General features: G+C 66.1%; 12 protein-coding genes. 6 read left to right on the top strand and 6 right to left on the bottom strand.

Going from position 1 to position 14,359, the window contains the following annotated elements; translation table 11 throughout:
* On the bottom strand, window positions 1-338 hold a 338-nt coding region (gene sdhC, locus BTE28158_RS07470), incomplete at its 3' end, for a succinate dehydrogenase, cytochrome b556 subunit (protein WP_174919768.1).
* A 170-nt stretch (window positions 339-508) separates the two neighbouring features.
* Window positions 509-1,333, bottom strand: a complete 825-nt coding sequence (locus tag BTE28158_RS07465) for a GntR family transcriptional regulator (protein ID WP_082728923.1) — start codon at window positions 1,331-1,333, stop codon at window positions 509-511.
* A 288-nt stretch (window positions 1,334-1,621) separates the two neighbouring features.
* Between BTE28158_RS07465 and BTE28158_RS07460 the strand changes: the two genes are divergently transcribed.
* The 5 genes from BTE28158_RS07460 (at window position 1,622) to acnA (ending at window position 9,058) form a co-directional block, all read left to right on the top strand.
* Entirely contained in the window at window positions 1,622-2,608 is a 987-nt protein-coding gene (locus tag BTE28158_RS07460; RefSeq protein ID WP_044843799.1) for a malate dehydrogenase, read from the top strand.
* A 184-nt stretch (window positions 2,609-2,792) separates the two neighbouring features.
* Window positions 2,793-3,797, top strand: coding sequence for an HpcH/HpaI aldolase/citrate lyase family protein (locus BTE28158_RS07455; RefSeq protein WP_151050432.1), 1,005 nt, complete (start codon window positions 2,793-2,795; stop codon window positions 3,795-3,797).
* A gap of 223 nt (window positions 3,798-4,020) precedes the next feature.
* Complete coding sequence (locus BTE28158_RS07450) at window positions 4,021-4,530, top strand: hypothetical protein (RefSeq protein ID WP_124621213.1); 510 nt, start codon at window positions 4,021-4,023, stop codon at window positions 4,528-4,530.
* Window positions 4,531-4,552: 22 nt separating this feature from the next.
* Entirely contained in the window at window positions 4,553-6,004 is a 1,452-nt protein-coding gene (locus BTE28158_RS07445) for a bifunctional 2-methylcitrate dehydratase/aconitate hydratase (protein ID WP_059601788.1), read from the top strand.
* Window positions 6,005-6,340: 336 nt separating this feature from the next.
* Window positions 6,341-9,058, top strand: coding sequence for an aconitate hydratase AcnA (gene acnA / locus BTE28158_RS07440; RefSeq protein WP_151050430.1), 2,718 nt, complete (start codon window positions 6,341-6,343; stop codon window positions 9,056-9,058).
* 123 nt (window positions 9,059-9,181) lie between these two features.
* On the opposite strand, the gene BTE28158_RS07435 is transcribed toward acnA, so the two are convergent.
* From BTE28158_RS07435 to BTE28158_RS07425, 3 genes are read right to left on the bottom strand one after another with little or no spacing between them, the layout of a single operon-like run.
* The gene (locus BTE28158_RS07435) at window positions 9,182-9,613 is read right to left on the bottom strand and encodes a DUF1801 domain-containing protein (RefSeq protein WP_059601785.1); all 432 of its coding nucleotides are present in this window, start codon (window positions 9,611-9,613) and stop codon (window positions 9,182-9,184) included.
* A complete protein-coding gene (locus tag BTE28158_RS07430; RefSeq protein ID WP_151050428.1) occupies window positions 9,610-10,041 on the bottom strand; it encodes an SRPBCC family protein in 432 nt (143 codons plus the stop codon). The genes BTE28158_RS07435 and BTE28158_RS07430 overlap by 4 nt, the downstream gene beginning before the upstream one ends.
* A complete protein-coding gene (locus BTE28158_RS07425; RefSeq protein WP_151050426.1) occupies window positions 10,041-10,364 on the bottom strand; it encodes an ArsR/SmtB family transcription factor in 324 nt (107 codons plus the stop codon). The genes BTE28158_RS07430 and BTE28158_RS07425 overlap by 1 nt, the downstream gene beginning before the upstream one ends.
* Window positions 10,365-11,064: 700 nt before the next feature.
* Here BTE28158_RS07425 and BTE28158_RS07420 point away from each other — a divergent pair.
* Window positions 11,065-12,804: a S53 family peptidase gene (locus tag BTE28158_RS07420; RefSeq protein ID WP_124621204.1), complete on the top strand. Its 1,740-nt coding sequence runs from the start codon at window positions 11,065-11,067 to the stop codon at window positions 12,802-12,804.
* Between the two features lie 82 nt (window positions 12,805-12,886).
* On the opposite strand, the gene BTE28158_RS07415 is transcribed toward BTE28158_RS07420, so the two are convergent.
* Window positions 12,887-14,314 carry an MFS transporter gene (locus BTE28158_RS07415; RefSeq protein WP_151050424.1) on the bottom strand — a complete coding sequence of 476 codons (1,428 nt, stop codon included), beginning with the start codon at window positions 14,312-14,314 and terminating at the stop codon, window positions 12,887-12,889.
* Window positions 14,315-14,359: the final 45 nt, after the last annotated feature.

The raw sequence follows: 14,359 nt of genomic DNA, 5'->3' as shown, positions 1-14,359 counted from the left end.
TTGCCGCCTTCCTTCGAGACGGCGTCGTGGTTGACGTCCATCAGCAGGTGGCGAATGCCGGCGCAGAAATGGTGGAGAAACGCCCAGGACAGCGCGAGGACGATCAGCTTGACGACGATGTTGGAGAGGAAAGCCTTGAAGACTTCGAAGCTGAGCTCGGAGGTGAGACTCTGGTCGAAGAGGAACAGCAGGAACGGCAGGAACAGGAACAGCAGCGCGCCGCTGACTCGATGGAGAATCGACAATATCGCCGCCAAGGGCATGCGATATTTCATCGTGATATCGCCGAATCCGATGTTCCGGTATTCCGGCCTCGGCTTTCTTACTGCGTCAGTCATGCTAGACCCCTACTATGTAGTCACACTAATCCGCGATTTTAGCGCCTTTTTATATCGCGCTGCAGCGAAAGTCTGCTCTGGATCATTACGCGAACGGGAATAAAGGCGGCCCGAAACGTGCTACGCGAACATGGGGAGTACGCGCACACGCTGCTTGTGCCGATACGTCGTCAGCTCAAGTCATTCTGATAGTAATACCCGGTTGTGACATACCAGCCGCGTCGCACTTCCACCGGCCGGTCTCCGTATGTATAGGACACGCGCTCGACCGATAGCAAAGGAAAACCGGCCGGCACGTGCAGCAGGTCGGCCACCGCCGGCTCCGCCGCCACCGCGCGAATCTTCTCCGTCGCGCGGATCATCCGCGTGCCGAATTCCGTCTCGAACATCGCGTAGAGCGGCCCCTTGTACTCGCTCAGCCGCTCGAACGTGAGCCCGCGGAACATCGCGCCCGGCAGCCAGATCTCGTCCAGCACCGTCACTTCGTTCTCGAACTCCAGCAGGCGGCGCACCTGCACGACAGGGTCGGCCGGCTTCAGCTCGAGCTGCCGCGCGATCTCGGCCGGCGCGCGCAGGCGTCGGCATTCGAGCAGGCGGCTCACGTGCGGATGCTCGGCACCGTCGTCGGCCAGCAGACGCAGGAAGCGGAACTGCGCGCGATCTTCGTTGTGCGTTGCAACAAACGTGCCCTTGCCCTGCCGCCGGACCACGAGGTTTTCCGCGGCCAGTTCGTCGATCGCCTTGCGAACGGTGCCCTGGCTGACCTTGTAACGGGCCGCGAGCTCCACTTCGCTCGGAATGATTTCGCCCGGCTTCCACTCGCCGGACTCCAGGCTTTGCGTGATCAATGACTTGATCTGCTGGTATAACGGGCTGAAGGTCGGCGACGGCGACGCGACAGGCGCCGGCACGGAATCGGCCGCGCCCGGCTGCCCTGGGCCGCCTGCGCCGGTCGGATTCGCGTTGTTCGCCTGGTTCGATGTCATGGCGCGCATTTCATCACAAACCGCGCTTTTCCGTCCACTCAAATTCCGCAAAACATCTGTCTTATATAAGACATATGATACCGTTTGACTTTGGGCCCGTCGGCTCCTACACTCCGGGGCGAGCAAGGGTTCGCGGGTGCAAAACGCGTCCCCGGCTACGTGCCACGGCCGTCTCCAGGTTCACCGCGTCTGCCTTTCGCGAGTCCTCCGCCCTGCTTCAATGCAACGCTACGCGTAACGCGCATAGAATGGCGTTTTGCCTAGCGTCCACCGCTTCACCCGTCCTGGAGATTTTCAATGGCTAAGCCCGCAAAGCGCGTTGCCGTCACCGGCGCCGCAGGTCAAATCGCTTACTCCCTGCTGTTCCGCATCGCGAACGGCGACCTGCTCGGCAAGGACCAGCCGGTCATCCTGCAACTGCTCGACCTCCCGCAAGCCCAAGCCGCCGTCAAAGGCGTCGTGATGGAACTCGACGATTGCGCGTTCCCGCTGCTCGCGGGCGTCGTGATCACCGACGATCCGAAGGTTGCATTCAAGGATGCAGACGTCGCGCTGCTGGTCGGTGCACGTCCGCGCTCGAAGGGCATGGAGCGCAAGGACCTGCTGTCGGCGAACGCCGAGATCTTCACGGTCCAGGGCGCCGCGCTGAACGAAGTCGCGAGCCGCGACGTGAAGGTGCTGGTCGTCGGCAACCCGGCGAACACCAACGCGTACATCGCGATGAAGTCGGCACCGGATCTGCCGAAGAAGAACTTCACGGCCATGCTGCGCCTCGACCACAACCGCGCGCTGTCGCAACTCGCAGCGAAGTCGGGCAAGCCGGTCGCATCGATCGAGAAGCTCGCCGTGTGGGGCAACCACTCGCCGACGATGTACCCCGACTTCCGCTTCGCGACCGTCGAAGGCGAGTCGCTGCTGAAGCTGATCAACGACGACGTGTGGAACCGCGACACGTTCATCCCGACCGTCGGCAAGCGCGGCGCGGCGATCATCGAAGCGCGCGGCCTGTCGTCGGCAGCGTCGGCAGCGAACGCGGCGATCGACCACGTGCGTGACTGGGTCCTCGGCACGAACGGCAAGTGGGTCACGATGGGCATCCCGTCGGACGGCTCGTACGGCATCCCCGAAGACATCATCTACGGCGTGCCCGTCACGTGCGAAAACGGCGAGTACAAGCGCGTCGAAGGCCTGGAAATCGACGCGTTCTCGCGCGAGAAGATGGACGGCACGCTGGCCGAGCTGCTCGAAGAGCGCGATGGCGTCGCCCACCTGCTGAAGAACTAAGCAGACTGCACGGCCTGGCCGCCTCCGGGCGGCCCGGTCACGGCACGGGCGGCGGGCCGGCAGCCGGCCCCGCCGCCCGATCCGATCCGGGCACGTTTTGACGCTCCAGGCGCCCCGCGCGCCGGCCCAGAACGCGCCCGAATCCGATTTTCTCCACGTTGCCCGCCTCCTTGACGTAGAAGAGATGTCCGCGCTCACTCCTGCACAAGTGCTGTACGACGGGGCGTCCCCGCCCGCGATCCTGCCCTGCTGCGATCACTACGCGGGCAGCGAGAAGCTGATGCGCAAGTCGCTCGCGCTCCAGGCCGAACTCGGCCCCGTGTTCGACATCACGCTCGACTGCGAGGACGGCGCGGCCGTCGGCCAGGAAGCCGCGCACGCGGAGCTCGTCGCCGAATTCCTCGGCAGCGCCGAGAACCGCTTCGGGCGTGTCGGCGTCCGCATCCACGACTTTTCCCACCCCCACTGGCGCGACGACGTGCGCATCGTGCTGCGCGCCGCGCGCGCGCCGGCCTACGTCACGCTGCCGAAGATCGCGAGCGCCGACGACGCGGCCGAGATGGTCGCGTTCATCGAAGGCACGCGCCGCGAGCTCGGCCTCGCGCAGCCGATCCCGGTCGACGTGCTGGTCGAGACGCACGGCGCGCTTGCGCAGGCGGCCAGCCTCGCCGCGCTGCCGCTGGTCGGCACGCTCAGCTTCGGACTGATGGACTTCGTGTCCGCGCATCACGGCGCGATTCCCGATGCGGCGATGCGCTCGCCCGGCCAGTTCGACCACCCGCTCGTGCGCCGCGCGAAGCTGGAAATCGCCGCGGCCTGCCACGCGCACGGCAAGACGCCATCGCACAACGTGACGACGGAAGTACGCGACATGGCCGTCGTCGCCGGCGACGCGGCCCGCGCGCGCGACGAGTTCGCGTTCACGCGGATGTGGAGCATCCATCCCGCGCAGATCCGCCCGATCGTCGACGCATTCGCGCCGCGCACCGATGAAGTCGCGCTGGCCGCCGAGATCCTGCTGGCCGCGCAGGCCGCAAACTGGGGCCCGACGCGCCACGGCGATACACTGCACGACCGCGCGAGCTACCGCTATTACTGGTCGGTGCTGCGCCGCGCACGGGCGACCGGCCAGCCGGTGCCGGCCGAGGCTGCGCCGCTGTTCGGCCCGGCCGCCGGAGACGGGCGGTGAGCGCGCGCCGACACACGCATTTCATCGAATCACCGGAGCGTGAACCCGAGACAGGTTTGCGAAACGACAAAAAACGTAACGGAGCCCGAAAACCTGAAATATGCGCGGCCAAATAGGTGAAAATAGCGGCCGCTGCGCGCTTCCGGGGCGCGTGCAGTTTCAAACCGGCCGACGGTGTCTGCCGCCGGCCCTTGTCAACTGATTATCGAAAGGTTCTGACTCCATGAAGAAACTCCTGATCGCTACCGCCATCGGCGCGTTGTCCGCCACGATGCTGGTGTCGGCTCCGAGCGCGTTCGCCCAGGATACGGCGACGACCGCGAAGAAGACGGCCAAGCGCCCGGCGCCGGCCAAGCGCATCATCCCGCGCAGCAAGAAGGCGCAGGCGCGTGCCGCTGCCAAGGTCGATCCGGTACCGGACGGCGCGGTCAAGTGGGCCTGTAAGGAAGGCCTGTCGTTCGACCTCGCCGGCGACATGAAGCGCGACCAGGTCGTCACGGTTCACTGGGCGAAGAAGAACTACAAGCTGCCGCGTCAGGCCACGACGACGGGCGCCGACACGTTCTACGATCCGGCAGCTGGCTTCAAGCTGGTCGTGATTCCGAGCAAGGCGATGCTGTTCTCCGACGCAAACGGCGGCGAGCGCCTCGCGGACGAGTGCGTGACGTCGGAAATGGCGCAAGGCACGCCGGCACCGACGCAGTCGAACGAGCTGAAGCCGGCAACGAACTAAGCACGTTTCCCCCGGCCCCTCGATGTCCGCCCCGGTCTCCAACGTCCGCCCTGCTCCGGATACGGTACTCGTCGATATCGTCGACTACGTGCTGAACACCGGAATCGACAGCGCGCTCGCGCTGGAGACGGCGCGTCATTGCCTGATCGATACGCTCGGATGCGGACTCGAGGCGCTGTCCTACCCTGCCTGCACCAAGCTGCTCGGCCCCGTCGTGCCCGGCACGATCGTGCCGAACGGCGCGAAGGTGCCCGGCACGTCCTTCCAGCTCGATCCCGTCCAGGCCGCTTTCGACATCGGCGCGATGATCCGCTGGCTGGACTTCAACGACACCTGGCTCGCCGCCGAATGGGGCCATCCGTCCGACAACCTCGGCGGAATTCTGGCGACCGCCGACTGGCTGTCCCGCACGGCCGTCGCGGCCGGCAGGAAGCCGCTTGCCATGCGCGACGTGCTCGTCGCGATGATCCAGGCCCACGAGATCCAGGGCTGCCTCGCACTCGAAAATTCGTTCAACGCGGTCGGGCTCGACCACGTGCTGCTCGTCAAGGTCGCGTCGACGGCCGTCGTCGGCCGCCTGCTCGGACTCACGCGCGACGAGCTGATCAACGCGGTATCCAACGCATTCGTCGACGGCCAGGCGCTGCGCACGTACCGCCACGCGCCGAACACCGGTTCGCGCAAGTCGTGGGCGGCCGGCGACGCGACGTCCCGCGCGGTGCGCCTCGCGCTGATCGCGAAAACGGGTGAAATGGGCTACCCGTCGGCGCTCACCGCGAAAACCTGGGGCTTCTACGACGTGCTGTTCGACGGGCAGCCGTTCCGCTTCCAGCGCCCGTACGGCACGTACGTGATGGAGAACGTGCTGTTCAAGATCGCGTTCCCCGCCGAATTCCATGCACAGACGGCCGCCGAGGCCGCGCTGACGCTGCACGCGCAGCTCGCCGCGGCCGGCCGCACGACCGACGAGATCAGCCGGATCACGATCCGCACGCATGCGGCCGCGATCCGCATCATCGACAAGCAGGGTCCGCTCTCCAATCCGGCCGACCGCGACCACTGCATCCAGTACATGGTCGCCGTGCCGCTGCTGTTCGGCCGGCTGACCGCGGCCGATTACGAAGACACGGTCGCCGCCGATCCGCGCATCGACGCGCTGCGCGCAAAAACCGTGTGCGTCGAGGATCCGCAGTTCACGAAGGATTACCATGACCCGGCCAAACGATCGATCGCGAATGCGCTGACGATCGAATTCGCGGATGGGTCGAAGCTTGCCGAAGTGGCGGTCGAATACCCGATCGGTCATCAGCGACGCCGTGCGGACGGCATCCCGCTCCTGGTCGAGAAGTTCAGAACCAACCTCGCCCGGCGCTTCCCGGCAAAGCAGCAACAAGCGATTCTCGACGTGTCGCTGGACCAGGCAAAGCTCGAAGCGATGCCGGTCGATGAGTACGTCGACTTGTATGTGATATAGGGGGCTGTTTGCGGATGAAACGGACATGCGAATGCCCCAAATCGGCCGCGGGACAAGAAGTGATGAGCGCCGTTTGGCCGTGCCAAACAAGTGACGAACGACGCCGTCATGCGGCCGATTTGGGGCATTCCCGTGGAATAAAGTTTAAATTTGGGGTTGCCCCGAGACAGGCCGCTCGCTGCGTCACGCTCCTTGCGAATACGTCCAGTGTTCGCTGCGTCGCAGTCCTCGCGAGCGGCCTTTCTCGGGGCAACGCATGTCCGTTTCATCCGCAAACAGCCCCCAGGTCATCTACAGGACTCTTTGTTTCCTAGCCTTAAACCCAGGAAAATCACCATGGCCCACAATCTCCACAAGACCCTCAAGGAATTCGACAGCGGTTCCGGCAAAGGCAAGTTCTACTCGCTGCCGCAGCTCGGCAAGGAACTGAAGACGAAGATCGAGCGCCTCCCGGTGTCGATCCGTATCGTGCTCGAGTCCGTGCTGCGCAACTACGACGGCAAGAAGATCACCGAAGAACACATCGAGCAGCTCGCGAACTGGAAGCCGACCGCGAAGCGCGTCGACGAGATTCCGTTCGTGGTGTCGCGCGTCGTGCTGCAGGACTTCACGGGCGTGCCGCTGCTCGCCGACATCGCGGCCATGCGTGGTGTGGCAGAGCGTTCGGGCAAGAACCCGAAGAAGATCGAGCCGCTGGTCCCGGTCGATCTCGTCGTCGATCACTCGGTCCAGATCGACTACTTCCGCCAGAAGGACGCGCTCGACCTGAACATGAAGCTGGAATTCCAGCGCAACAACGAGCGCTACCAGTTCATGAAGTGGGGCATGCAGGCGTTCGACACGTTCAAGGTCGTGCCGCCGGGCGTCGGCATCGTCCACCAGGTGAACCTCGAGTATCTCGCGCGCGGCGTCCACAAGAAGACGGACGGCGGCGACACCGTGTACTACCCGGACACGCTCGTCGGCACGGACAGCCACACGACGATGATCAACGGCATCGGCGTGGTTGGCTGGGGCGTGGGCGGCATCGAGGCGGAAGCCGGCATGCTCGGCCAGCCGGTGTACTTCCTGACGCCGGACGTCGTCGGCGTCGAGCTGAAGGGCAAGCTGCGCGAAGGCGTGACGGCCACCGACCTGGTGCTGACGATCACCGAAATGCTGCGCAAGGAGAAGGTCGTCGGCAAGTTCGTCGAGTTCTTCGGCGAAGGCACGAAGTCGCTGTCGCTGCCGGACCGCGCGACGATCGGCAACATGGCGCCGGAATACGGCGCGACGATGGGCTTCTTCCCGGTCGACGAAAAGACGATCGATTACTTCGAAGGCACGGGCCGCACGAAGGCCGAAATCGCCGCGTTCGAAAACTACTTCAAGGCACAGAAGCTGTTCGGCATTCCGAAGGCCGGCGACATCGACTACACGAAGACGGTGACGCTCGACCTGGCAACGGTCGCCCCGTCGCTGGCCGGCCCGAAGCGCCCGCAGGACCGCATCGAGATCGGCAACGTCAAGTCGACGTTCACCGACCTGTTCTCGAAGCCGGTCGCGGAAAACGGCTTCGCGAAGAAGGCGGACGACCTGAACGCGCAGTACACGACGAGCAACGGCGTCGACGTGAAGAACGGCGACGTGCTGATCGCCGCGATCACGTCGTGCACGAACACGTCGAACCCGAGCGTGCTGCTGGCCGCCGGCCTGCTCGCGAAGAAGGCCGTCGAAGCCGGCCTGACCGTCGCGCCGCACATCAAGACGTCGCTCGCGCCGGGATCGCGCATCGTCACCGAATACCTGACGAAGACGGGCCTGCTGCCCTACCTCGCGAAGCTCGGCTTCGAAGTCGCCGCCTACGGCTGCACGACCTGTATCGGCAACGCGGGTGACCTGACGCCGGAACTGAACGAAGCGATCACGAAGAACGACATCGTCGCGGCTGCGGTGCTGTCGGGCAACCGCAACTTCGAAGCGCGTATCCACCCGAACATCCGCGCGAACTTCCTCGCGTCGCCGCCGCTGGTCGTCGCTTACGCGATCGCCGGCAACATCACGCGCGACCTGATGACCGAGCCGGTCGGCAAGGGCAAGGACGGCTACGACATCTACCTCGGCGACATCTGGCCGACGAGCGATGAAATCCACGCGCTGCTCAAGTTCGCGCTCGACCCGAAGAAGTTCGAGGACAACTACTCGAAGCTGACCAAGAAGGGCGACCTCTGGAGCAAGATCGAGGGCGAAACGGGCCAGGTCTACGACTGGCCGAAGTCGACCTACATCGCCGAGCCGCCGTTCTTCGGCAACGACTTCTCGATGGAGCCGGCGGATTCGATCCCGACGGTCAAGGGCGCGCGCGCACTGGGCATCTTCGGTGACTCGGTCACGACCGACCACATCAGCCCGGCAGGCTCGATCAAGGAAGACTCGCCGGCAGGCAAGTGGCTGAAGGAAAACGGCGTGCAGAAGGCCGACTTCAACAGCTACGGCTCGCGCCGCGGCAACCACGACGTGATGATGCGCGGCACGTTCGCGAACGTCCGGATCAAGAACCTGATGATCCCGGTGAAGGCCGACGGCACGCGCGTCGAAGGCGGCCTGACGATTCATCAACCGAGCGGCGAACAACTGTCGATCTACGATGCGGCGATGAAGTACGTCGCGGCCGACACGCCGACCGTCGTGTTCGCGGGCGAAGAGTACGGCACGGGCTCGTCGCGCGACTGGGCCGCGAAGGGCACGCAACTGCTCGGCGTGAAGGCCGTGATCGCACGCAGCTTCGAGCGGATCCACCGCTCGAACCTGGTCGGCATGGGCGTGCTGCCGCTGCAGTTCAAGGGCTCGGACAGCGTCCAGTCGCTCGGCATCACCGGCGAGGAGACCTATGACATCGAAGGCCTCGGCGACGACTTCAAGCCGCAGCAGGACGTCACGCTCGTGATCCACCGCAAGAACGGCGAAGCGACCCGCGTACCGGTGCTGCTGCGCATCGATACGCCGATCGAAGTCGACTACTACAAGCACGGCGGTATCCTGCCGTTCGTGCTGCGCTCGCTGCTCGCAGCTTAAGCGCCCTGCTGTTGCAGGTGCCGCAGCCGCCTCGCGGGCGGTTGCGGCCGATTTGGATGCCCGACCTCGTGTCGGGCTTTTTTTTGCCTGCTCGCTACGCGATGCCGTCGCTTGTCCGGCGTGTCACGCCGCCTTGCCGCCGCGCGCCTTCGCGCCCGCTCCTCGCGTGTTCTTCCTCAGGTGGGTGCGGTTGTATTCGATCGCCGCGCGCACGAGGGCCTTCAGCGCCCGCTTGTCGATCCGGTCGCCTTCGAGGAAATCGATCGCGCGCCGCGCATTGCCTTCGAGGCCCGCATTGAACAGCCCGCCGGGATCGGGCAGCTGTGCGCCGTGCATGAACGTCAGCTTCACCTTGCCCTTGTGCGCATTCGCGACCGCGATCATCCCGTCGCACGACCACACCGGGCTGCCCATCCATTTCCATTCCTCGACGATGCCGTCTTCGGCAGCAAGGATCGTCTCGCGCAGCTCGGCGAACGTCTTGCCTCGCCAGTCGGTGATTCCCGCGATCAGCGCGTCGATGCGTGCCGACGGCTCCAGGTCCGATGCGCTCATGCTCCGGCCTCCGATTCGCCATCGGGCCGCGCCAGCAGCTGTTCGAGCGATTCGAAGAACCGCACCCAGCCGTGCTGCGCACCGCGATACGCCTGTTCCTGATCCGCGCGGAAGCCGGCCTGCTCCATGCGCAGCAGCGTGCCACCCGGCGTCGGCGTGAGCGTCCACGTGACGACACTTTCCAGGCCATACGCGGCCCATGTATAGGACAGCACGCGCTGCGGCTCGATCGTCAGCACCGTGCAGTCGACCGAACCCCAGTCCGCGCGGAAGCTGAATGCGCGCCCCGCGACGGGCTCGAAGTCGCTCTGCATCAGCCACGCCTCGATCAGGTGCGGTTGCGTGAGCGCACGCCAGATCTTCTCCGGCGGATGCGACAGCTTCCGTTCGACGACGACGGAGCGCGTTTCGGTAGTGGCCTGGTTCATTACTGATCCATCCTTTTGAGCAGATCTTCGAGGGCGTCGAACCGGGTCTGCCAGAAGCCGGCCATCTGGCTGGTCCAGTCGATCAACGGAGTCAGCGCCTGCGGCTGCGCGCTGTAGTGCGTCTGCCGGCCTTCGTGACGGTCGCTCACGAGCCCGGCCTGCTTCAGTACGCCCAGATGCTTCGATACCGCCGGCTGCGACACGCCTGCATGGGCCGTGAGCGCGGCGACCGTCAACTCGCCCTCCTCGCACAGCCGCTCGAAGAGCGCGCGGCGCGTCGGATCGGCAAGTGTCCTGAAAAGCAGGTCGTGAGCGCTTTGCATGTTCGAATCAATAACCCGATGGTTATGGATTGAAGAATAGCCGCCGAACGAAACGCGTCAAGGAGGCGTTTCGCGGCGACATCGTTCGATCCCGCAGCGCGCTCGTTCGCCGGAGCGAGCCGCGCGGCAACGAACCGGCTCGCGATGGACATCCGGCGCGCGCCGAGTCGGCGCCATCGCCCGCATTCGAGTATTTCCTCTAATCCGCTCACCTGACCCGCGAACCGAAAGCACGCTGCAAGACTCGGCTACGGGCTGTTCCACAGTTCGGGAAACGCTCGCGATCGACCGGCCCCTTTTTTGTGCATCCGCGCGTCGCGGCGGCGTCGCGTTGCCATCATGGCGACGCCTGACCACATAGTGCAACGCGCGGCGCACCCGCGCCCGATCGCACGCGAAGCGCTCTCGCGGCGATTCGCTCCGCAATCGCGCGCATTCCGATACCGCAACGTACGAGTCATGCGTGCAAACGTCGTCGACCGCAGCGCGATCGCGTCGCGAACCGGTTCCTTTTGCCGGCATCGATGCCGCGTGTACCGACGACGCCGGCGCATGCGCGCGAACACGCCGATGTCAGAACTGACAGCTATGGAAACTGGCAGCTACCGGAACCGCACCGACGCCCTACGCTCGTCACCGCTCGCGGCCCCACAAGGGCCGGGGGCTCCAGCAACGTCGCCTCTCCTAAAAAGGACTCCCGATGAAAAGGAACGCCCGGTTTGCCCTGCCCCTTCCGTCGCCCCGCCGCCTTGCATGCGTGTGGCCGCTCGTGCTCGCCGCCGGCGCCGCACACGCGACGACGGACTGGGTCGATACCCACACGAAGGCCTTTCTGACCGGCCCGCAGTTGATGGCGCGCAGCGCGGCGCCGTCGCTCGAACTCGCGGCCGGCGAGACGACCGACGTCGTCGTCAGCCTGAAGCTGCGCAATGCCGCGCAGCTCAAGCAGCTCGCGCACGACGTGAACCGGCCCGGCAACGCGCATTACCGCCAGTACCTGACGCACGAGCAGTTCCTCGCCAGCTACGCGCCGACCGACGCGCAGGTGAAGTCGGTCGTCGACTATCTGCGCAAGAGCGGCTTCGTGAACATCGAAGTGGCGCCGAACCGGCTGCTGGTGTCCGCGCGCGGCACGGCAGGAACGGTGAAGACCGCGTTCAACACGTCGCTCGTGCACTTCCAGTACGCGGGCCGCTCGGGCTTCGCGAACGCATCGACCGCACAGGTGCCACGCGCGCTCGGCGACGTCGTCGGTTCGGTGCTCGGGCTGCAGAACGTCGCGCGTGCGCATCCGATGCTGCGCATCGGCAACGTGGCGAAGCCGCAGGCGCTCGCGGCCGGCACGGCCACCGGCCACTATCCGAAGGAATTCCCGGGCCTCTACAACGCGACCGGCGTGCCGACCGCGGCCGGCGTGACCGTCGGCATCATCACGATCGGCGGCGTGTCGCAGACACTGCAGGACCTGAAACAGTTCACGTCGAGCAACGGTTACGGCACGGTCACGACCCAGACCGTCAAGACCAACGGCACCGGCACGAGCGGCAGCTACAGCGACGACCAGGACGGCCAGGGCGAATGGGATCTCGACAGCCAGTCGATCGTGGGCTCGGCCGGCGGCCAGGTCGGCAAGCTGGTGTTCTACATGGCGGACCTGAACGCCTCAGGCAACACGGGCCTCACGCAAGCGTTCAACCGCGCGGTGTCGGACAACACCGCGAAGGTGATCAACGTGTCGCTCGGCTGGTGCGAAACCGACGCGAACGCGGACGGCACGATCGACGCCGAGGAGCAGATCTTCACGACGGCTGCCGCGCAGGGCCAGACGTTCTCGGTATCGTCGGGCGACGAAGGCGTGTACGAGTGCAACAACCGCGGCTATCCGGACGGCGCGAACTACACGGTGTCGTGGCCGGCCGCGTCGCCGCACGTGCTCGCGATCGGCGGCACGACGCTGTACAGCACGTCGGCGGGCGCATTCTCGAACGAAACGGTGTGGAACGAAGGCCTCGACGGGAACGGCAAGCTGTGGGCCACGGGCGGCGGCGTCAGCACGGTCCTGCCGGCACCGGCGTGGCAGTCGGGCAGCAATCGTCAGTTGCCCGACGTGTCGTTCGACGCCGCGCAAAGCACGGGCGCGTACATCTACAACTATGGCCAGCTGCAGCAGATCGGCGGCACGAGCCTCGCCGCGCCGATCTTCACCGGTTTCTGGGCGCGTCTGCTCGCGGCGAACGGCACGGGTCTCGGCTTCCCGGCCGGCAAGTTCTATGCGGACATTCCGTCGAACCCGTCGCTCGTGCGCTATGACGTCGTGTCGGGGAACAACGGCTATCAGGGGTACGGCTACAACGCAGGCACCGGCTGGGATCTGACGACCGGCTTCGGCAGCCTGAACATCGCGAACCTCAACAAGCTGATCCAGACGGGCGGCTTCTGAGCGTGATGCGAAGGCTGGCGCGCGGCGGTCGTTTGCCGTGTGCCGGCCGGGAAACTCTCGGGCAGCGAGCGCGCGCGGAGCGCTACTCCGTCGCCCGCTCCTTCGCCGGCGTCGCCGCGACCGATGCGACCGGCGCGCCGGCCCGATGCGACGGCGCGAAGAGCCGCAGCCCACTCGCGACGCTCGCGGCGCCGGCAAAGCCCGCACCGAGCATCAGCGCGAGCGTCGGCCCGTGACGCCCGGCGATCCCGAACGACAGCGCGACGAGCGCCGCGCCGGTAGCCTGCCCGATCAGCCGCGCGGTCGCGATGATGCCGCTCGCGCCGCCGCTGCGCTCGGGCGGCGCGCTCGACATCAACGCCTTCAGGTTCGGCGACTGGAAGAAGCCGAAGCCCGCGCCGCACAGCATCATCCGCCAGCCGATGTCGATGACGTTCGGCGCCGCCGGCAGCGCGGCGAGCGACACCATTCCCGCGCTCAGCAGTGCGAGCCCGATCGCGCCGAGCAATCCGGGAGGATAACGATCGGACAACCGGCCCGCGATCGGTGCGGCAAGCGCGACGATCGCCGACCAGGGCGTCATCAGGAAGCCAGTCTCCACCGCATCGCGATGCAGCACGGTTTCGAAGTAGAACGGCAGCGATACGAACGCGAGCCCCTGCGCGGCGAACGCGCACACGGCCGTCAGCGCGGACAGCGTGAACACCGGCCGGCGGAACAGGTCCACCGGCAGCATCGGCGCCGGGTGCCCAGCCTGGCGGCGGATCAGCAGCGACCCGAACGCGAGCGCGACCGCGGCAGCCGCGAACACGACGGACAGCGGCCCGCGCTGCGCGAATTCGCCGAGCGCGAAGATCAGTGATGCAAACGTGATCACGTTGAACAGCGCGGCGAGCGGATCGAATGCATGCTTGCCGCGCGCCGTCTGCGGCAGCGACGGAATCGCCACTGCAAGCGCGAGCACGCCGAGCGGCACGTTCACCGCGAACAGCCACGGCCAGGCCGCCACCGACAGGATCAGCGACGCGATCGTCGGCCCCACGGCGAACGACACGCCGACGACCAGTGCATTGAAGCCGACGCCGCGCCCGAGCCGGTGCGCGGGAAACAGGTTGCGGATCAGCGCGACGTTCACGCTCATGATCGCGCTCGCACCGAAGCCCTGCACGATCCGCGCCGCTGTCAGCTGCGGCAGCGTCGCCGCGAGCGAGCAGCCGAGCGACGCGAGCGTGAACACCGCGAGGCCCGCGACATACACGCGCTTGTGACCGACGATGTCGCCGAGCGACGCGAACGGCAGCAGCGTCGCGACCATCGCGAGCTGGTAGGCGTTGATGATCCACACCGAAGCGGCCGGCGACGCGTGCAGGTCGGTGGCGATCGCGGGCAGCGCGGTGTTCGCGATTGCCGTGTCGAGCGTCGCGAGCGCGACGGCCAGCAGCACGGCGGACATCGCGCGCCAGTTGACGGCCGGCTCCCGGGCGCCGGCAGGGGATGCGAATTCGGACAAGATGAGGCTCGGCTGACGAGCGACGCGCGGCGTCGCGGATTGAGC

Origin of the sequence: Burkholderia diffusa (assembly GCF_902499115.1) — a bacterium.
Classification (GTDB): Bacteria; Pseudomonadota; Gammaproteobacteria; order Burkholderiales; family Burkholderiaceae; genus Burkholderia; species Burkholderia diffusa.
Note: the sequence above shows the minus strand (reverse complement) of the source record. Positions and strands in the feature narration are given on the sequence as shown.